This window comes from Streptomyces sp. NBC_00704, assembly GCF_036226605.1.
Taxonomy (GTDB): domain Bacteria; phylum Actinomycetota; class Actinomycetes; order Streptomycetales; family Streptomycetaceae; genus Streptomyces.
In genome coordinates this window covers 6250008-6269649 of sequence record NZ_CP109000.1, presented here as the reverse complement: position 1 = coordinate 6269649, position 19642 = coordinate 6250008, and the positions used below count along the sequence as shown (strand labels likewise).

The 19642-nt window shown below is 72.6% G+C and carries 15 protein-coding genes and 2 pseudogenes; 4 read left to right on the top strand and 13 right to left on the bottom strand.

Annotated features, from left to right (window positions below):
• Positions 1-201: 201 nt before the first annotated feature.
• Together OG802_RS27285 and OG802_RS27280 are read right to left on the bottom strand one after the other, a co-directional pair.
• Positions 202-2511 (bottom strand): bifunctional salicylyl-CoA 5-hydroxylase/oxidoreductase, encoded by a 2310-nt coding sequence (locus OG802_RS27285; protein ID WP_329414580.1) that lies wholly within the window; start codon positions 2509-2511, stop codon positions 202-204.
• Positions 2496-3323 carry an enoyl-CoA hydratase family protein gene (locus tag OG802_RS27280; protein ID WP_329414578.1) on the bottom strand — a complete coding sequence of 276 codons (828 nt, stop codon included), beginning with the start codon at positions 3321-3323 and terminating at the stop codon, positions 2496-2498. The genes OG802_RS27285 and OG802_RS27280 overlap by 16 nt, the downstream gene beginning before the upstream one ends.
• A gap of 312 nt (positions 3324-3635) precedes the next feature.
• Between OG802_RS27280 and OG802_RS27275 the strand changes: the two genes are divergently transcribed.
• Positions 3636-4097 (top strand): ATP-binding protein, encoded by a 462-nt coding sequence (locus OG802_RS27275; RefSeq protein WP_329417428.1) that lies wholly within the window; start codon positions 3636-3638, stop codon positions 4095-4097.
• Positions 4098-4178: 81 nt separating this feature from the next.
• On the opposite strand, the gene argF is transcribed toward OG802_RS27275, so the two are convergent.
• Both argF and OG802_RS27265 read right to left on the bottom strand, forming a co-directional pair.
• Entirely contained in the window at positions 4179-5186 is a 1008-nt protein-coding gene (argF, locus tag OG802_RS27270) for an ornithine carbamoyltransferase (RefSeq protein ID WP_329414576.1), read from the bottom strand.
• A 109-nt stretch (positions 5187-5295) separates the two neighbouring features.
• Positions 5296-6519 carry an arginine deiminase gene (locus OG802_RS27265; RefSeq protein ID WP_329414574.1) on the bottom strand — a complete coding sequence of 408 codons (1224 nt, stop codon included), beginning with the start codon at positions 6517-6519 and terminating at the stop codon, positions 5296-5298.
• A 195-nt stretch (positions 6520-6714) separates the two neighbouring features.
• On the opposite strand from OG802_RS27265, the gene OG802_RS27260 reads away from it, so the two are divergent.
• Together OG802_RS27260 and OG802_RS27255 are read left to right on the top strand one after the other, a co-directional pair.
• Positions 6715-7851, top strand: a complete 1137-nt coding sequence (locus OG802_RS27260; protein ID WP_329414572.1) for an SPFH domain-containing protein — start codon at positions 6715-6717, stop codon at positions 7849-7851.
• Complete coding sequence (locus OG802_RS27255) at positions 7848-8762, top strand: hypothetical protein (protein ID WP_329414570.1); 915 nt, start codon at positions 7848-7850, stop codon at positions 8760-8762. The genes OG802_RS27260 and OG802_RS27255 overlap by 4 nt, the downstream gene beginning before the upstream one ends.
• A gap of 57 nt (positions 8763-8819) precedes the next feature.
• On the opposite strand, the gene OG802_RS27250 is transcribed toward OG802_RS27255, so the two are convergent.
• The 4 genes and pseudogenes from OG802_RS27250 to OG802_RS27235 all read right to left on the bottom strand — a co-directional run.
• Positions 8820-11414, bottom strand: a complete 2595-nt coding sequence (locus tag OG802_RS27250) for a polynucleotide kinase-phosphatase (RefSeq protein ID WP_329414568.1) — start codon at positions 11412-11414, stop codon at positions 8820-8822.
• A complete protein-coding gene (locus tag OG802_RS27245) occupies positions 11411-13105 on the bottom strand; it encodes a 3' terminal RNA ribose 2'-O-methyltransferase Hen1 (RefSeq protein WP_329414566.1) in 1695 nt (564 codons plus the stop codon). Before OG802_RS27245 ends, OG802_RS27250 begins: the two co-directional genes overlap by 4 nt.
• A gap of 174 nt (positions 13106-13279) precedes the next feature.
• Positions 13280-14293, bottom strand: coding sequence for a DUF4232 domain-containing protein (locus OG802_RS27240; protein ID WP_329414564.1), 1014 nt, complete (start codon positions 14291-14293; stop codon positions 13280-13282).
• 165 nt (positions 14294-14458) lie between these two features.
• A pseudogene (locus tag OG802_RS27235) lies at positions 14459-14626 on the bottom strand (LLM class F420-dependent oxidoreductase); the annotation flags it as partial.
• A 151-nt stretch (positions 14627-14777) separates the two neighbouring features.
• Here OG802_RS27235 and OG802_RS27230 point away from each other — a divergent pair.
• The gene (locus OG802_RS27230) at positions 14778-15188 is read left to right on the top strand and encodes a hypothetical protein (protein WP_329414562.1); all 411 of its coding nucleotides are present in this window, start codon (positions 14778-14780) and stop codon (positions 15186-15188) included.
• On the opposite strand, the gene OG802_RS27225 is transcribed toward OG802_RS27230, so the two are convergent.
• The 5 genes and pseudogenes from OG802_RS27225 to OG802_RS27205 form a co-directional block, all read right to left on the bottom strand.
• Positions 15189-16964, bottom strand: a complete 1776-nt coding sequence (locus tag OG802_RS27225; RefSeq protein ID WP_329414559.1) for a recombinase family protein — start codon at positions 16962-16964, stop codon at positions 15189-15191.
• Between the two features lie 16 nt (positions 16965-16980).
• Positions 16981-17088: pseudogene (locus OG802_RS27220) on the bottom strand (LLM class F420-dependent oxidoreductase); the annotation flags it as partial.
• 173 nt (positions 17089-17261) lie between these two features.
• Positions 17262-17741: a DUF6099 family protein gene (locus OG802_RS27215; protein ID WP_329414556.1), complete on the bottom strand. Its 480-nt coding sequence runs from the start codon at positions 17739-17741 to the stop codon at positions 17262-17264.
• Positions 17742-17956: 215 nt separating this feature from the next.
• Positions 17957-18286, bottom strand: a complete 330-nt coding sequence (locus OG802_RS27210; RefSeq protein ID WP_256911853.1) for a nucleotide pyrophosphohydrolase — start codon at positions 18284-18286, stop codon at positions 17957-17959.
• Entirely contained in the window at positions 18283-19389 is a 1107-nt protein-coding gene (locus tag OG802_RS27205; protein ID WP_329414551.1) for an ATP-binding protein, read from the bottom strand. Before OG802_RS27205 ends, OG802_RS27210 begins: the two co-directional genes overlap by 4 nt.
• Positions 19390-19642 lie beyond the last annotated feature (253 nt).

The following is a 19642-nucleotide window of genomic DNA, read 5'->3' as shown; positions in this document are numbered from 1 at the left end:
GGCCGTCTGCGGGGATCCGACGGGACGTCAATTTGTTGGGTGCAGACGGCGTTTGAGGGTGGCTTGGCGTCCGGTGCAGGGGCGGGCGGCTGCCTGGGTGGATCCGACGGAACGTCAATTCATCAGGCGCAGCCGAGGTTTGAGGGTGGCTTGGCGTCCGGTGCAGGGGCGGGCGGCTGCCTGGGTGGATCCGACGGGACGTCAATTCATCAGGCGCACGCGGGGTTTGGGGGCGGCTTGGCGTCCGGTGCGGGGTGGGCGGCTGCCTGCTCGGTACGGTGCCGGCCAGGGTGCGCCGGGGCCGGTGTAGCCCTGTTCGGCGGCCGCGTGCAGGGTCCAGTGCGGGTCGTAGAGGTGGGGGCGGCCCAGGGCGCAGAGGTCCGTACGGCCCGCGAGGATCAGGGAGTTGACGTCGTCCCACGAGGAGATCGCTCCGACCGCGATCACCGGGACGCCCGCCTCGTGCCGTATCCGGTCGGCGAACGGCGTCTGGTAGGAGCGTCCGTACTCGACCTGCTCGTCGGAGACGACCTGTCCGGTGGACACGTCGATCGCGTCGGCGCCGTGGGCGGCGAAGGCCCGGGCGATCTCGACGGCGTCGTCGGCCGTGGTGCCGCCCGGCGCCCAGTCGGTGGCGGAGATGCGGACGGTCGCCGGGCGTTCCGCCGGCCAGACCTCGCGGACCGCGTCGAAGACCTCCAGGGGGAAGCGCAGCCGGGCGGCGAGCGAGCCTCCGTAGGCGTCGGTGCGGCGGTTGGTGAGCGGGGAGAGGAAGCCGGAGAGCAGGTAGCCGTGGGCGCAGTGCAGTTCGAGCAGGTCGAAGCCGGAGCGGGCGGCGCGGCGGGCGGCGGACACGAACTGCTCGCGCAGGTCGGTGAGCTGGGCCCGGCCGAGTTCGCGGGGTGTCCGGCTGTGCGGTGTGTACGGCAGCGCGGAGGCGGCGACGAGGGGCCAGCCGCCGTCGGGCAGCGGTTCGTCCATGCCCTCCCACATGAGTCGGGTCGAGCCCTTGCGTCCGGAGTGGCCGAGTTGGACGCCGACGGCGGTCCCCGGCGCCCGCTCGTGCACGAAGTCGGTGATCCGCCGCCAGGCGTCGGCCTGCCGTGCCGTGTAGAGGCCGGTGCAGCCCGGTGTGATGCGCCCCTGCGGGGAGACGCACACCATCTCGGTCATCACCAGCGCCGCCCCGCCGAGGGCGCGGGCGCCGAGGTGGACGAGGTGGAAGTCGTCGGGGACGCCGTCGCGCGCCGAGTACATGTCCATGGGCGAGACGACGATCCGGTTGCGCAGGGTGAGGCCGCGCAGCCGGAACGGGGTGAACATGGGCGGGGTGCCCGGCGGGCAGCCGAACTCGCGTTCCACGGCGTCGGTGAAGCGGGAGTCGCGCAGGCGCAGGTTGTCGTGGGTGACCCGGCGGCTGCGGGTGAGGAGGTTGAAGGCGAACCGGCGGGGCGGCTGGTCGAGATGGAGGCCGATGTTCTCGAACCATTCCAGGCTGGCCGCGGCGGCGCGCTGGGTGGAGGCGACGACCGGCCTGCGCTCCGCCTCGTAGGCCGTGGCCGCGGCGCGCGGATCGGGGTGTTCGTCCAGGCAGGCGGCGAGCGCGAGGGCGTCCTCGACGGCGAGCTTGGTGCCGGAGCCGATGGAGAAGTGGGCGGTGTGGGCGGCGTCGCCCAGCAGGACGACGTTGCCGTGCGACCAGCGCTCGTTGACCACCGTGCGGAACCTGGTCCAGGCGGAGGCGTTGGATCTCAGGGGGCGTCCGCCGAGCGCGTCGGCGAAGACCTTGGCGCAGCGCTCCGCCGACTCCCGCTCGTCGAGGGCGTCGAGGCCGGCCGCCCGCCACACCTCCTCGCGCATCTCCACGATGACGGTGGAGGCGTCGCGCTCGTACGGGTAGCCGTGCAGTTGCATGACGCCGTGCTCGGTCTCGGCGATCTCGAAGCGGAAGGCGTCGAAGGCGAAGCCGGCGGCGAGCCAGATGTAGCGGCAGCGGTGGCCGGTGAGCCGGGGGCGGAAGACGTGCGCGTAGGTCTGGCGGGTGGTGCTGTGCACGCCGTCGGCGGCGATGACGAGGTCGTACCGCGCGTACAGCGACGCGGTGTCCGGGGCCTTGGTGCGAAAGCGCAGGTCGACGCCGAGGGAGCGGCACCGTTCGTGCAGGATGCGCAGGAGGCGTTTCCTGCCGAGGGCGGCGAAGCCGTGCCCGGTGGAGGTGTGCCGGGCGCCCCGGTGCACGATGTCGATGTCGTCCCAGCGGACGAAGTGCCGTTGCAGGGCCGCGTAGACGTGCGGGTCGGCGTGTTCGATGCCGCCCAGGGTCTCGTCGGACAGGACCACTCCGAAGCCGAAGGTGTCGTCGGGGGCGTTGCGTTCCCACAGGGTGACCTCGCGGGCGGGGTCGAGGCGTTTCAGCAGGGCCGCCGCGTACAGCCCGCCGGGGCCGCCGCCGACGACCGCGACGCGCAGGGGCGCCCCGGCCGCCCCGGCCGCCGTCACCGTCCCCGCCATACGGGCGGGCGCTTCTCGGTGAACGCGGCGTGGAACTCGGCGTAGTCCTCGCCGTTCATGAGCAGGGCCTGGGTGGCCGCGTCGAGTTCCACCGCGGCCGCCAGCGGCATGTCCAGTTCCGCCGTGAGGAGGGCCTTGGTCTGGGCGTGGGCGAGGGCGGGGCCGTCGGCCAGGCGGCGGGCCAGGGCCCGCGCGGCCTCGTCGGCCCGCCCCTCCTCCGTCAACTGGCTGATCAGGCCGATCCGTTCGGCCTCGGGGGCGTGGACCGGCTCGCCGAGCATGAGCAGCCGGGTGGCGTGGCCGAGGCCGACGACGCGGGGCAGGAGGTAGGCGGCGCCCATGTCGCCGCCGGAGAGGCCGACGCGGGTGAAGAGGAAGGCGAAGCGGGCGCCGGGGTCGGCGACGCGGAAGTCGGCGGCCAGCGCGAGGACCGCGCCGGCGCCCGCGGCCACGCCGTGGACGGCCGCGATCACCGGGAACGGGGCCTCGCGCACGGCGCGCACGACCTGGCCGGTCATCCGGTTGAAGTCGAGGAGGCGGGCGGTGTCCATGCCGAGGGTGGCGCCGATGATCTCGTCGACGTCTCCGCCGGAGCAGAAGCCGCGGCCCTCGCCGGTCAGGACCAGGGCGCGCACGGCGCGTTCCCGGGACAGTTCGGCGAGCAGGTCGCGCAGGTCGGCGTAGGCGCCGAAGGTGAGGGCGTTGAGTTTGCCGGGCCGGGCGAGGGTGACGGTGGCGACGCCGTCGGCGAGTTCCACGTGCAGATGGCGCCAGTCGGAGGTGCGGGCGGCGGAGCCGGTGAAGGGACTCATGAGGGCGGCCTCCTCGACAGTCCCTCGAAGTTATCACCCTCTCGTGACTGCCGTCATGAGTACGCGATAGAGGGGGCGGGAAGAATCGCCGTGTCACCGCACGGCATGCCCTCGTCACACACGTCACCGGTCGTCGATAACGCGGTAACAACGGGATCGGGCGCGCGAGGGCGGGCGTTGTCCCGGGTAAGCCGACCGGCAACGGGGCGCACGTCCCGTGCGACGCCCGCCGAGCATTTCTGCCGGAGGCCGCCGTACCATTCCTGAAGCCGAAGGCAGGACCGTCCGATGTCGATCGCGGGAACCTGCGCCATGAACGGACTCGCCGTGCACGAACGCCCCTCCGACGCAGCCGCCTCCTGGCGGATCGCGCTGCCGCACTCCGCCGCGGCCGTGCCGGTGGCCCGTGCCCTGGTCCGTACGGCGCTGGCCGAACTGAAGCACGTCGCGGACAGCGACACGGCGGAGCTGCTCACCGCCGAGCTGGTGGCGAACGCCGTGGAGCACACCGCGGGGGACGCCCCGATAGAGCTGGTGGTGGAGCTGCGGCCGACCGGCTGCCAGATCGAGGTGCACGACCCGGACCCGGCGGCGCCGGGCGATCTCACCCGTCCGTCCGGCGAGGAGCCCGACCCCTGGCAGGAGCACGGGCGCGGGCTGCTGCTGATCCGCGCCCTCAGCTCGTCCTGCGGGCACCGGCCCACGGAGCAGGGCAAGGCGGTGTGGTTCCGGCTGGCCGCCGTCCCGCCCCAGCGCGGCCCCGAGCGGACGTGACCGGGTCGCCCGGGCCGTCCGGGTCCGGCCACGGGCGGGTGGTGCGCCTGCGGGGGCGGGGGCACGGGCGGCCCCGGGGTGTCAGGCGAGGGTGGCGACCAGGACGGCCTTGATCGTGTGCAGCCGGTTCTCGGCCTCGTCGAAGACGACGGAGTGGGCCGACTCGAACACCTCGTCGGTCACCTCCAGGCAGTCCAGGCCGTGGCTCTCGTGGATCTCGCGGCCGACCTTGGTGCCGAGGTCGTGGAAGGCCGGGAGGCAGTGCAGGAACTTGACGTCGGGGTTGCCGGTGGCGCGCAGGACGTCCATGGTGACCGCGTAGGGGCCGAGGGCGGCGATCCGCTCGTCCCAGACCTCCTTGGGCTCCCCCATGGACACCCATACGTCGGTGGCGACGAAGTCGGCGCCGCGGACGCCCTCGGCGAGGTCCTCGGTGAGCGTGACGCGGGCCCCGCTCGCCTCGGCCAGCTCGTGGGCGCGGTCGACGACCTCCTGGGCGGGCCAGTAGCTCTTCGGGGCCACGATCCGCACGTCCATGCCGAGGAGGGCGCCGGTGACCAGGTAGGAGTTGCCCATGTTGAAGCGGGCGTCGCCGAGGTAGGCGAAGGCGATCTCCCCGAGGGGCTTGGCGCTGTGCTCGGTCATCGTGAGCACGTCGGCGAGCATCTGGGTGGGATGCCAGTCGTCGGTGAGGCCGTTGTAGACGGGGACGCCCGCGTGGGCGGCGAGTTCCTCGACCTTGTGCTGGCTGTCGCCGCGGTACTCGATGGCGTCGTACATCCGGCCCAGCACGCGCGCGGTGTCCTTCACCGACTCCTTGTGGCCGATCTGCGAGCCGGCAGGGTCGAGGTAGGTGGTCGACGCGCCCTGGTCGGCGGCGGCGACCTCGAACGCGCAGCGGGTGCGCGTCGAGGTCTTCTCGAAGATCAGCGCGATGTTCCGGCCGGCCAGGCGCCGCTCCTCGGTCCCGGCCTTCTTGGCGGCCTTCAGCTCGGCGGCCAGGGCGACCAGACCGCGGAACTCCTCCCCGGTGAAGTCCAGCTCCTTGAGGAAGTGGCGGCCGGCGAGGGCGGTCGGGACTGTCGCCATGGGGGTCGCTCCAAAGACGCGGTGAGAACTGCCGTGAAGGGTCGCTGCGGTGACACAGACGTCGGAAGTCTATACGACCGTTGGCATTTTTATACAGACGGGTGTACGTCTATACGGCGCTCCGTTCGACCGGGCAGCTCATGCAGCGCGGGCCGCCCCTGCCCCGGCCCAGTTCGCTGCCCGGGATCTCGATCACTTCGACGCCCTGTTTGCGCAGGTGCGTGTTGGTGGTCACGTTGCGCTCGTAGGCGACGACGACGCCCGGTTCGACGGCGAGGACGTTGCAGCCGTCGTCCCACTGCTCGCGCTCGGCGGCATGGACGTCCTGGGTGGCGGTGAGCACGCGGATCTCGCTGAGCCCGAGAGCCGCGGCGATCGCGCGGTGCATGTGCTCCGGCGGATGGTCGGTGACCTTCAGCTCCTTGTCGGCGGCGCCCGGCTCGATGGTGTACGACCGGAGCATGCCGAGGCCGGCGTACTGGGTGAAGACGTCGGCGTCGACCATCGTCATCACGGTGTCGAGGTGCATGAAGGCCCGCCGCTTGGGCATGTCGAGGGCCACGATGCTCCGGGCCGAGCCCGCGGCGAACAGCTTGTGGGCGAGCATCTCGACGGCCTGCGGGGTGGTGCGCTCGCTCATGCCGATCAGCACGGCGCCGTTGCCGATGACGAGGACGTCCCCGCCCTCGATGGTGGACGGGTAGTCGGCCTGCCCCTCGGACCACAGGCGGAACGTCTCCGCGCGGAAGAGCGGATGGTGGCGGTAGATGGCCTCGAAGTGGACCGTCTCGCGCTGTCTGGCCGGCCAGCGCATGGCGTTGATGGCGACGCCGTCGTAGATCCAGGCGGAGGTGTCCCGGGTGAAGAGGTGGTTGGGCAGCGGGTCGAGGAGGAAGTCGTCCAGCTCCATGACGTGGAAGCGCACCGAGGTGGGCTCGGGATGCGCCTGGAGGAACTCCCGCTTGGTCATGCCGCCGACGAGGGCCTCGGCCAGTTCCGGCGCGGGGAGGGTCTCGAACGCGGAGCGCAGGTGGTCGGTGGCGAGCACCCCGTACTCCTTCTCGTCGAAGACGCGGTCCAGGACGAGCGCGCGGGCCGCCGGGATCTCCAGGGCCTCGGTGAGCAGGTCGCCGAAGAGGTGGACGGCGACGCCGCGGTCGCGCAGCACGTCGGCGAACCCGTCGTGCTCGGCGCGCGCCCTGCGCACCCAGAGCACGTCGTCGAAGAGGAGGGTGTCCTTGTTGCTGGGGGTGAGCCTTTTGAGCTCGAGATCGGGCCGGTGCAGGATGACGCGGCGCAGCCGCCCGGCCTCGGAGTCGACATGGAATCCCATGCCTCCATCCTGACCACCGAAGACCGTCTTCACCCCCTGCTCGGCCTTCTTGGGACCGTTTCCGCGCCGGGTCCGCCCACGCCGGTTCCGTCTTTGCCCCCGCCCTCCTTCTCGTCCCCTTGACGACAAGAGGAGCCGTCGCTATCGTTTTCTTATCGTCGCAGTGACGAGAAAAGGGAACGAGGGGGGCCTCACATGGCCGACATCACCCGGCGCCTGGGCTGGCGCCATCTGCGGGGCGCTCCGACGGCCCATGTGCGCCACCACCGCTCCGGCAGACTCGCGCACGACGGGCCCGGGCTCAGCTTCTGGTTCCGCTCCCTGAGCGCCGCCCTCTCCGAGGTGCCGGTGGACGACCGCGAGCTGGCCATGACCTTCCACGCCCGCACGGCGGACTTCCAGGACGTGACGGTGCAGGCGACGGTGACCTACCGCGTCAGCGACCCGGCCCTGGCCGCCGCCCGCCTCGACTTCTCCATCGACCCCGACACCGGGATCTGGCGCGGCGCGCCCCTGGAGCAGCTCGGCACCCTGCTCACGGAGACGGCACAGCAGCACGCGCTGGACGTCCTCGCGCGCACCTCGCTGTCGTCGGCCCTGGTGGACGGCGTGACGGCGGTGCGGGAGCGGGTCGCGGCCGGGCTGGCGGCGGAACCGCGGCTGCCGGCCACCGGCATCGAGATCGTGGCCGTCCGGGTCGTCGCTCTGCGCCCGGAGCCCGAGGTCGAGCGGGCGCTGCGCACCCCGGCGCGCGAGCAGATCCAGCAGGAGGCCGACCGGGCCACCTACGAGCGGCGGGCTGTCGCCGTCGAGCGGGAGCGCACGATCGCCGAGAACGAGCTGGCCAGCCAGATCGAACTGGCGCGCCGCGAGGAGCAGTTGGTCGAGCAGCGGGGCACGAACACCCGCCGTGAGGCCGAGGAGCACGCGGCCGCGGACAAGGTGCGGGCGGAGGCCGAGGCCCAGCGGTCCGTGCGGCTGGCCGAGGCGGAGGCCGCGCGCTCGGTGAAGCTGGCCGAGGCGGAGGCCGACCGGCAGGTGCGGCTCGGGGAGGCGGAGGCCCGGCGCACCGAGCGGCTCAGCGAGGCGGAGGCGGCGCGCACGGTGCGGGTCGCCCGCGCCGAGGCGGTGGCGGCACGCGAGGTCGGCGAGGCGCGGGCGCAGGCGCAGGAGGCCTGGCTGCGGGTGCACGGCGACGTCGACGTGGCGACGCTGCACGCGCTCACCGGGACGCGTCTCGCGGAGAACCTGCCGCACATCGACAGCGTGACGATCTCGCCGGACGTGCTGACCGGCCTGCTGTCCAGGCTCGGGGCCGGGGAACGGCAGTGAGCCTGGCCCCGCGGGCCGTGCTGGTCCACCGCACCACGGAGTACGAGGAGCTGGTGGCCCGGCACGGCACGCACGGCCAGGCCGCCTTCTTCCTCTCCTCGCGGGGCCGGGACATCGAGGAGGTCGCCGAACGGCACCGGCGCACGAGACGCGCCCTGGCGGAGGTGACGGCGGCGATCCCGCTGACCTGGCGGCAGAGCCGGGTGGAGCGCGCCGACCTGGACCGCTTCCTGTTCGCCCCGGAGGACGTGGTGGTGGTCGTCGGCCAGGACGGGCTGGTGGCGAACGCCGCCAAGTACCTGTCCGGGCAGCCGGTGGTGGGCATCGACGCCGACCCGGGCCGCAACGCCGGCGTCCTGGTCCGCCACCGGCCGTCGGACGCGCCGGTGCTGCTGCCCGGCGCGCTCGCCGCCGGCACCGGCACGACCGAGCTGACCATGGTCGAGGCCGTCGCCGACGACACCCAGCGCCTGCTGGCCCTGAACGAGATCTACCTCGGCGCCGCCGGCCACCAGACCGCCCGCTACCGCCTGGGCCTCGACGGCGACGGGGGTGCCGTCGAGGCCCAGGCCTCCTCCGGGGTGCTGGTGGGCACGGGGACGGGGGCGACCGGCTGGATCCGGTCGGTGTGGCAGGAGCGGGGCGGCGCCGGGGCGGACGGCGGTCCGCGCCTGCCGTCCCCGACGGAACAGCGGCTGGTGTGGTTCGTGCGGGAGGCCTGGCCGTCCCCCGCCACCGGCACGTCGCTGGTGGCGGGCGAACTCGCGGCCGGCCGCCGGCTGACCCTCACCGTTGAGTCGGAGCGACTCATCGCCTTCGGCGACGGCATCGAGACCGACGCGGTGGAGCTGACGTGGGGACAGCGGGTGCGCGTCGGGGTGTGCGAGCAGCGGCTGCGGCTGGTGGGGTGAGGCGGGGCCGGGTCGCGCGCCGCCGGGCCCGCGCCGGGGCACGGACCGGGCGGCGTCTCACAGCCGCGGGTCGACCGGCTCCGACTCCAGCGCCAGGACGCCGAACACCGCCTCGTGGACGCGCCACAGCGGCTCGCCCTGCGCCAGCCGGTCCAGGGCCTCCAGGCCGAGGACGTACTCGCGCAGCGCCAGCGACCGCTTGTGGCCGAGGAAGCGGCCGCGCAGCCGGGCGAGGTTCTCGGGCCGGGTGTACTCGGGACCGTAGATGATCCGCAGGTACTCACGGCCCCGGCACTTCACGCCCGGCTGGACCGGTCGCCCGTCCTCGCCGCGGACCAGGGCGCCGAGCGGCTTGACGACCATGCCCTCGCCGCCCCGGCCCGTCATCTCCAGCCACCAGTCGACGCCGGCCGCGACCGACCCGGCGTCGCCCGTGTCGACGTACAGGCGGCGGGTGGTCCGCAGCAGACCCGTGTTGTCGTGCTCCACCAGGCGGTCCAGGAGCGACAGCTGCTCGTCGTGCGGCAGCGCCGCGAGGCTGCGGCCCTGGACGGCGAGGATCTGGAACGGGGCCAGCCGTACGCCGTCCAGGCCGTCGGTCGTCCAGCAGTAGCGGCGGTAGGCCTCGGTGAACGCGGCCGCGTCCGACGCGCGTTCACGCTGGCGCGACAGCAGGTCCCCGACGTCCACGCCCCTGGCCGCGGCGGACTCCAGGGCCGACAGCGCACCCGGGAGGACCGCGCCCGACGCGGCCCCGACCGCCGCGTACTGCGAGCGCAGCAGTCCCGACGCCTTCAGCGACCACGGCATCAGCTCGGCGTCCAGCAGCAGCCAGTCGGTGTCCAGTTCGGCCCACAGGCCTGCCTCGTCCACCGCCGTGCGCACCCGGCCGAGGACCTCCTCCGTCACCGTCCCGTCGTCGAAGAACGGGCGGCCGGTACGGGTGTAGAGGGAGCCGGTGGGGCCTCCCCCGCCGTCGGCCGCGCCCGCGTCGCCGGCGCCGCCGACGCCGAAGCGCCTGCGGGCCGTCTCCGCGTCGCGGCAGACCAGGACCACCGCACGGGAGCCCATGTGCTTCTCCTCGCACACCACCCGGGCGACGCCGTCGCCGGCGTACTGCGCGAACGCCTCCGCCGGGTGCTCCAGGTAGCCGTCCACGCGGCTGGTCGCCGTGGGGGCCATCGTCGGGGGCAGGTAGGGCAGCAGGCGCGGGTCGACGGCGAAGCGGCTCATCACCTCCAGGGCGGCCGCGGCGTTCTCCTCGCGCACGGAGACCCGGTTGTGGCCCTCGTAGCGGGTCTCCACGACGCGCTTGCCGTGCACGTCCGCCAGGTCCAGCGGACGGCCGTCGTGGCCGCCGGGCGCCTCGGAGCGCAGCGGCTTCGCCGGCTCGTACCAGACCCGCTCGGCCGGCACGTCGACCAGCTCGCGTTCGGGCCAGCGCAGCGCGGTCAGCCTGCCGCCGAAGACGGCTCCGGTGTCCAGGCAGATCGTGTTGTTCAGCCAGGTCGCCTCGGGAACCGGCGTGTGCCCGTAGACGACGGCGGCGCGACCCCGGTAGTCCTCCGCCCATGGGTAGCGCACCGGCAGGCCGAACTCGTCGGTCTCGCCGGTGGTGTCGCCGTAGAGCGCGTGGGAGCGGACCCGGCCGGAGGTGCGGCCGTGGTACTTCTCCGGCAGGCCGGCGTGGCAGACGACGAGTCGGCCGCCGTCCAGGACGTAGTGGCTGACCAGTGCGTCGATGAACCTGCGCACCTCGGCGCGGAACTCCTCGCTCTCGCCCTCCATCTGCTCGACGGTCTCCGCGAGCCCGTGGGTGTGCTGCACGTTGCGGCCCTTGAGGTACCGGCCGTACTTGTTCTCGTGGTTGCCGGGGACGCACAGGGCGTTCCCGGACGCGACCATCGACATCACCCGCCGCAGCACTCCGGGGCTGTCGGGCCCCCGGTCCACGAGGTCGCCGACGAAGACGGCCCGGCGGCCCTCGGGGTGCACGCCGTCCGCATAGCCCAGCTTGCCCAGCAGCGACTCCAGTTCGGAGGAGCAGCCGTGGACGTCGCCGATGATGTCGAAGGGGCCGGTGAGGTGGGTCAGGTCGTTGTAGCGCTTCTCGGTGACGACCGAGGCGCTCTCGACGTCCTCGACGCCCCGCAGGACGTGCACCTTGCGGAAGCCCTCGCGCTCCAGGTGGCGCAGCGAGCGCCGCAGTTCGCGGATGTGGCGCTGGATGACCCGGCGGGGCATGTCGGCGCGGTCGGTGCGTGCCGCGTTGCGTGCGGCGCACACCTCCTCCGGCACGTCCAGGACGATGGCCACGGGCAGCACGTCGTGCTGCCTGGCCAGGTCGATCAGCTGCTTGCGCGCGTCGGACTGCACGCTCGTGGCGTCGACCACCGTGCGGCGGCCGGCGGCGAGCCGCTTGCCGGCGATGTAGTGCAGGACGTCGAACGCGTCCCGGGTCGCGCTCTGGTCGTTCTCGTCGTCGGAGACCAGAGCGCGGCAGAAGTCGGAGGAGATGACCTCGGTGGGCTTGAAGTGACGCCGCGCGAACGTGGACTTGCCGGAGCCGGACGCGCCGACGAGCACGACGAGGGAGAGATCGGTGACGGGCAGGACGCGGCCCGCCTTCGCGGATACCTGGATGTCGTTCATGCCGCCTCCGCCTCCTTCTCGCCCTTCTCGCCCGTCTCGCCCGTCTCGCCCGTCTCGCCCATCTGGTCCGTCCCGCCCATCTCGTCGGTCCCGCTCGTCTCGTCGGTCCCGCCCGTCTCGTTCATCCCGGTCGTCGCAGCCTTCCCGGTCGTCCCGGTCGTCCCGGTCGTCGCAGTCTTCGCGGTCTTCGCGGTCGTCCCGCCGCGGTTCCCGGCGTTCCCGCGCCGCGCGGCCTCGTTCTCCGCGCCGGCCGCCTTCCTCTCGAAGACGGCCATCTGGGTGGGCGGGCCGACCTCGGGTTCGTCCGGTCCGACGGGCAGGAACGCGACGTCGTAGCCGTGCCGCCCGGCGACCGCGGCCGCCCAGGCGCGGAACTCCCGCCGGGTCCACTCGAAGCGGTGGTCGCCGTGCCGGACGTGGCCGGCCGGGAGGCTCTCCCAGCGGACGTTGTACTCGACGTTCGGGGTGGTCACCAGGACCGTGCGCGGACGGGCCGAGCCGAACACGGCGTACTCCAGCGCGGGCAGCCGGGGCAGGTCGAGGTGTTCGATCACCTCGCTGAGCACGGCCGCGTCGTAGCCCTTGAGCCGGCTGTCCGTGTACGCCAGCGAGCCCTGAAGCAGCTGGACGCGGGAGGCCTGCCGCTCCCCCATGCGGTCCAGCTTCAGCCGGCGCGCGGCGACGGTGAGCGCGCGCATCGACACGTCGACGCCGACGATCTCGGTGAACCGCGGGTTCTTCAGCAGCGCCTGCACCAACTGGCCCTGCCCGCAGCCCAGGTCGAGGACGCGGGCGGCTCCGGCGCGGGTCAGCGCCGTGACGAGCGCCTCGCGGCGCTGCTCGGCCAGCGGCGTCGGCCTCTCCTGCGTCTCGGCGTCCGCCGCGACGGCGTTGTCGATGTCCTCGACCTCGCTGTCGTCGGCCTCGGCGAGCCGGACCAGCTCCAGCCGCTCCATCGCCTGCCGGGTCAGCGACCAGCGGCGGGACAGGAACCGGCTGGTGATCAGCTTGTGCTCGGGGTGGTCGGGCAGCCAGCCCTCACCGGCGCGCAGCAGCTTGTCGACCTCGTCGGCCGACACCCAGTAGTGCTTGGCGTCGTCGAGGACCGGCAGCAGGACGTACAGCTGACGCAGGGTCTCGGCGACGGTGAGCTTCTCCGACTCCAGCGTCAGGCTCACGTACCGCGAGTCGCCCCACTGCGGGAACCGCGCGTCGAGGGCCACCGGTTCGGCGCTCACCCGCCAGCCGAGCGGTTCGAACAGGGCGTGCACCAGGGCGGGCCCGCCGCGCGCGGGCAGGGCCGGTATCTCCACCCGCAACGGCCGCGGTTGCGCCGGCAGTTCGGGCCTCGCCGCGCACACACCGCGCATCGCGCTGGAGAACACGCCGCTCAACGCGACCGCGAGCAGCGAGGAGGCCGCATAGGGGCGGTCGTTGACGTACTGGGCGAGAGCCGCGTCGGGAGCGCCGCCGCGGCCCTTGCCCTTGCCGCGCCGGACCAGCGCCACGGCGTCCACCTCCAGCAGCAGCGCCGCCGTGCAGCGCTCGGCGTCGGCCTCGGGGTAGAGGACGTGGGCCGTTCCGTAGGAGGTGGAGAACGCCTGGGACTTGCCGGGATGCTTGTGCAGCAGGAAGCCCAGATCGGTCGCGGGGCGTTCAGGGGTGCCGGTGGTGCCGATGGTCAGGAACACGGTGGGCGCCTAGGAGAGGTGGGATGGGAACGGGAGCGGCAGCGCGCTCGCCCGTCCGCACAACGTACCGAGAACCGGCCTGCGGCACCCGGGAATTTCCGGCCGCCGGGAGCCTGTCCGGGCTGGTCGGACGCGGTGTGGGCGGCGGAGGGAGGGGGCGGACGGGGACGGTCGTCAGGGGGAGGCGGTGGCGCGGGTCCCCTGCGGCTCCGCCGCCGCGCGCCAGGCGCTGACGGCGAGCTTCCCGGTGGTGCCGAGGTCGAGGTGCGGGGTGATCATCACCGGCGCGGCGTCCGGCCTGGCGCGCACCCTGACGTACGGGACGCCCACGGCCGTGCCGAAGCCGGTGGTGTTGCGCCACATCAGGCCGGATGTGGCCCGCTCGCCGGGTGCCAGGGTCACGGTGCGCGGCGGGTCGTCGAACCCTGTGACGGTGGCGATGCCCCCGCCGCCGTGGACGATCGTGACGCCGTCGACCGGCTGGCGGTCGTCGTCCAGCAGGGTCAGCCCCGGGTAGCCCTTGACGGTGTAGTCCCGGTCGCCGCAGTTCTCCAGGAACAGTCCCACCACGCGCAGCCCCATGGCGGCGTCGCCGTCGTCGGCCGTGACACGGATTCCGGAGGGCGGGCAGGCGTCCGCCTCGGCCGGCGCCTCGGCCGCGGGGACGCTGGTCACCTCGGCGACCTTCACCCCGGTCACCGGCGGCGCTCCCGGCGGCAGGGGTTCCGGTCGCACCGTTCCGCGCACCGTCCGGCCCGGCCCGACCGGGCCCACGGTCACCTTGCGGTTGCTCATGGCTCCGCCGTCGTCCGAGGTGAAGACGAAGAGCACGGTGTAGGTCAGGGCTCCGGCGGTGGAGTTGACGACCTCGTAGTCCGCCGAGACGCCCGAGCCGGCCGAGCCGGCCGGGGTTCCGGTGGGCAGGGGCTCGGCCCGGACCATGCCGCCCCCGGCACCGGGGCTCGCGGAGACGGAGTGAGAGGCGGAGGCGGAGGCGGAGGCGGAGGCGGACGGGATGGTCACCGAGGTGATCCGCACTCCGTGCACCGCGGGCTGGGAGACAGCGGTCCGCGGCGCCGAACCGCTCGCGCCGACGCCGCCGTCGTGGGTGCCGGCACGTTCCGCTCCGCACGCGGTGAGCAGCAGGGCGGCGGTGAGGGCCGGGAGGAGAGGGGCGGTTCTGCGCATCCGGCCACCTCATCAGGGCCCCGGCCGCACGACTGTGACGGAAGCCATAGTTCCGGTCACAGCCGTGTCACAGAGCCCGTGACGCGGACGTCCTCCGGGGGGCGCCCCGTCTGTCGTCCACCTTCCACCGTCCGCCGTCCGCCGTCCGCCGTCCGCTGCGTCGCGCTACGGCAGGTGGGCCTGTACCTGGGCGGAGATCAGCTCCAGGTGGTCCAGGTCGTGCAGGTCGAGGAGCTGGAGGTAGACCCGCTCCACACCGATCTCGGCGTAGCGGCCGATCTTGTCCACGACCTCGGCCGGGGAGCCCGCCAGCCCGTTGGTCCTCAGCTCGTCGACCTCACCGGACGCGCCTGTAGGCCCCGCTCCGCGGAGGCAATCGCCTGTGCGCCCTGAACCTGTGCGTCGCGTACCTTGGCCTGCGCGTCGGCGACGGCGCGGGACTGGTCGGCAACCTTCCGTTCGCCTCTGCGACGCGCTCCACGGCATGCTGAACCTGTTTGTTGCCGTCGACGCCGGCCTTCCTGGCATCGGCGACGGACTGTGTCAGCTCGCGGTTCTTGGCCTTCTGCTTGTCAGCGTTGCGAAGGGCCTCGTCCAGGGAGAGCTTCGCGCGCTCCCGCTCCAGCTCCGTAGCCTTCGGGTCGGCGAGAGTCTTGTTCAGTTCCTCCCGCGCTTCCTTGACGCGGAGAGTCGTTTCGCGCGCGTCGAGCATGCCGTCAAGGAGTTGGTCGTTCAGATCCTTGAGTTGCTGCGTCGCGTCCTTGCGCGCCTGCGTGAGGTCCGCCTCTGCCTGGCGGGCGCTTCGCTTAGCGTCGGAGAGAGCCCGCTCCGCGTCCTCTACCTGACGGTTCGCCTGCGCTACGCCCTGCGCGGCCTGGCGGTGAGCGGAGGCTAGCTAGCCTGTTACCGATTCGTTATCGGAATCGCTCTCTGCGGGCGTCGCCCACTCGATTTCGACCCGCCCGTTCACCCGCTCCCACGCCGTCCCGCGTCGCGTTGTATTCGGATTGACTGTGACACGGTCGACGAAGAGGGCCAGGAACGAGCGCCGGTCCTCGATGCTCCATCGGCTCCAGAGGCCTCCCGGCTCCATCGGGTCGCTGTTGTCGGAGTCTGCCGCCCACTCGTCGAGGGGGAGGCGGGTAGCGGTGGTGGCTGCGGCCCTCAGCTCGTCGATGCGCGCCGCACAGGCGGACTCGTGAGCCTGATACTTGAGGATCGTGTCCTTGAACGCCTGACGCCCCGTGGCCCCTTCATACAGGCCGTCTTTACGGTCGGCGTAGAGCTCTTTCATGCTCTTCTGCACGTGCTCAAATTGCGCTTCCTGCTCAGCGAGCTCCGCAGCCGCCTCCGGGTCCGCTCCCTGGACGGCAAAGCGTTCTGCGGCGGCAGTCAGTAGGGCTACGTCGTTGTCGTCCTCCGGGTCGAGCGTTGCCACCTTCGCCCACAGGCGTGCGGCGACAACGGCGTCCGTGTCCGCCATGCTGATGCCCAGAACGTGTTTCGGCGCGTCGCCAACGCTGCGGCGCAGGTTGCACACGTACACCCCGTCAGTGTTGGCGACGGTCATGCCGGACGCGCATGTTCCGCAACGCAGGACACCCCAGGAACCGAGGAAAGTCATTGAGCCTCCACGGGATCGCTTGTGGGTCCGCTTGCGGCCGTCGACGAGCGCTTGAAGGTCATACCAGCGCTTCGGCGTGATGAACCCCTCGTGCGGCTGCACAGGTTGCCCCTCGCTGTTGCGGAGGATCTCCCTGCGCTTCGTCTTCTGGTCGACGGGTCCGATGGCGAAGCCTGCAAGGCGAGGGTCCCGGAGGATGCGAAGGACGACGGTCGACGACCACTCGTAATCCGCGGTGTCCCCGTCGCCGCCCTTCCTGCGCTGCTTCGCTGCCTTTCGGCGTGCTTCCGCGGCTTCGTCGTCCAGGCTTCCGAGGGGAGTCTTCACACGCTTGTCAGTGAGCTGTGACGCGATGGCGTTGGCCGTTGCTCCGCCCTCCGCCTCTTTGACGATATACATCACTGCGTCAGCCGGCGTGGATTTGGGACCGATCTCCGCGTCGCTCGTCACTCCCGGCTTCAGCTTCCGAATCGTGATCTTGTCAACCTGGACGGGCTCCACGTCGAATCCGAACGGTACGGGTCCGGCGGAGTGGGAGCCGCGCGACTGGAGTTCGGCGAAGGCGTCGCGGATGAATTTCGATTTGTTCTTGGACTCCTGATGCGCGAGACCCGCGATAAGCGCGAAGAAAGCCACCCCGAACGGGTTGTCATCGGACGTGTTGATGAACGGCTCTTGCGTCGAGACGAGGGCGACTCCATGGTTCGCCAACTCTTGTTGAATCCTCATCGCCTCCGCGGCTCCCTGACGGGTGAGCCGGGACAGCATGTAGATCACTACGACGTCGAACTTCCGGGCGCGCGCGTCTTCCATGAGCCGCTCGAAGTCGGGCCGGTAGACGTTAGGGTCGTACCCGGAGAGGCCGACGTCCTCGTAGTGCCCGGCGTGGGTCCAGTTGTCCTGAGAGTTGATGTACGCAATCCCCTTGTCGCGCTGCATCTTTGGGGACGCCTGACTGTCGGTCTCGCTCTTATGGCTCTGCCGGCCGTACGTGACTGCCCTGACCATGTCCGCGTGGTCCCTGTCCCCCAGGGAGATGAGCTCCATGGGTAGATACGGTACCGGTTCTGAAGAAGGCGTCGAAGCCGAGGTCCTCGGTGGCCTTCGCCACGGTGAGGAGGGTGTCGTAGGTCGCGCCCTGCTGGGGCTCGGTGAAGATGCGGAGATCCATGCGTTCCATCCTGCACGCCGAAGCCGGTGGCCGTCCCGGCGGGCCTGCGCCGGGACGTCACCCGTCCCGGGCCTCGCCGTGAAGGCCGGGGGCCGGAGGCCGAGGAGGCCGTCATGGTCGAGATCGACGGTGGCGGGGCGGGCGAAGCGGGCGGGGCGGGCTGAGGACGCCGGTCATCTCTCCGGCAACGCGCCCTCCCGCTCCTCCCGTTCCTCTCGCGCCGCCAGCTTGCGCAGCATCTCCAGGACCCGGTCCCTGGACTCGTCCGCCGCGTCGATGGCCTCCATGCACTGCCAGTAGGTGCCCTGGTCGTCGACCGAGCACGCCAGGCCGACCAGGGCGATGCCCACCTCGCCGAGCAGGCCGCCCAGGTCGAGCAGGGCCCGACGGGCGTCGTCCAGATCGGTGAGCCGGGCGGCCAGCAGGTCCCCCGGGTCGAGGTCCGGCGAGCCCAGGACGCCGCAGCCCCGGCCCGCCAGCTCCGTCAGCCCCAGCGCCTCGCCCCGCAGTTCGGGCGGGCCCGAGACCGCGAGCCGGCTGCCGATCGCCTGTGCCAGGGCCTGTGCCTGCCAGACCTCCGTGAGAATCTCCGTGCGTCCGCCGCTGCCGGCGAGCGCGCGCCTGCTCGTCAGGATGAGCCGCACCGCGTCCATGCGCCGCCCCCGTCTGCCCGGCGTGCTTCCGGCACGCCACCCGAACATGACTGTTCACTACCCAGAGTGAGGGCCTGCGGGGCGAAAAGCCAGAGGTGGACCGAAATCTGTGGACAACAAATCGATTTCGGTCCGTTCCTCGACTGCGGAGAGTGAAAACGGATCGAGTCCCTCCTGTCCTGCCGTCCCCACCGCCGAGCGGCGGACCGCGGGCCTCAGGGCGCCGGGAACCTGAGTTCGTTGCGGTCGATCTTCGCGGCCAGTGCCGTCAGCGGGTCGACGCCGAGCACCTCGCACAGTTGCAGCAGGTAGGCGAGGACGTCGGCGACCTCGTCCGTGACCCGGTGCGCGGTGTCCGGGTCGTCCATCACGCGCGCGGACTCCTCCGGCGTCAGCCACTGGAAGATCTCGACCAGTTCGGACGCCTCCACGCTGAGCGCGGCGACGAGGTTCTTGGGGGTGTGGAAGGGCTGCCAGTTCCGCGCGGCCGCGAACTCGGCCAGCCTGCGCTGTAGTTTCGCCACATCGAGGTGTTGTTCTGTCACGGCCCCAGGTGTACCACCGTCACGCCGTCGGTCCGGGCGGCCCCGCTGCCGTCGCCGACCGCGCCGACGCAGCGGATGTGCCCGCGCCCGGCCATCCGCACGGCCAGCCTCAGGAGTTCGCCCGCCTGGCGCTCGTCGAGGCCGCGGTCGAGGCCGTCGGCGAGCAGGGTGAGGGTCTGCATCGCGGCCGGCACCTCGCCGGCCGGGTCCACGTCGAGGACGCCCGGTCCGGTGAGCAGCACCAGCGCGAGGGCGACGTAGCGCAGTTCGCCGTATCCCAGCCGGGCCAGTTCGGTGCGGCCGTCGGCGCGGTCGAGGACCGCCCGGACCGTGCCGTCGGCGAGCGGTTCGGCGCGCAGGTCGACGACCGGTGCGCGGGACCCGGCGGACAGCGCGGCGACCAGTTGCGCGTGCCGCCTGCCGCACTCCTCCCGGGTGCGCCACAGGACGTCGGCGAGGTTGTCGCATCCGGTGAGCAGCCGGCCGGTGCCCGTGGGCACGGGGGCGCCCATCCAGTCGGGCTGGGGGTCGCAGGGGAACACCGACCGCAGCGCGACGACCATCTGCTCGGCCGCCGCCAGCACCTGACGCTGGCCGTCGGTCTTCCCGGCGACGCGCAGCGGCAGCAGCGCGGTGCCGAGCCGGTCGTCGGGCAGCGGCGCGCGCGTGACGGGCGCGGGGCCGCCGGTGTGCCAGGCGGCCTGCACCGTGCGACGCCCGGGGTCGCGCAGGGCCGTCTCCAGCAGGACGACGCCTCCCGCGCTCAACCGCTCCCCCACGATGCGCAGTTCGGGCTCGGCCTGTACGGCGACGTCCAGGCGGACCGGGCCGCCGGGTCCGTCGGCCGTGCATCCGATGCGAAATCCCCGGCGGCGCTGGGCATCGGGCCGCGCGCCCTGCGGCACGCACGCGACCGGATCGGGGAACACCTCCCCCAGCAGAGCCCCGCCGCCGAGCCGCGCCAGCGCTTCGTAGGCGCGCAGCGCACTGCTCTTGCCGCTGCCGCTGGGCCCGGCGAACACCGTGACGGCCCCCAGCGAGAACCGGGCCCGGCGGTGTCCCGCGAACGCCGACAGCCGCAACTCGGTGACGCACGGCCGCACATGACGTGCGGGGACGGCGGTGGCACGGGGCTCCTGCCCGGCGCCCGACCGCGTCGCGCCTGACCGCGTTGCGTCGGATCGCGTCGCGCCGGGGGGCGGCTCGACGTCCGACGAAGGCGCCGGAGTGCGGGCCGCGGCACGACCCGCCGCCGACGGCGAGCCGGCATTCCCCGCGGAGCCCGGCGGGACGGGTGCCGGCACGACGGGTGCCGGCACCCGGTGCGGCTCCGGGCCGGACGCTCCACGTGGATCG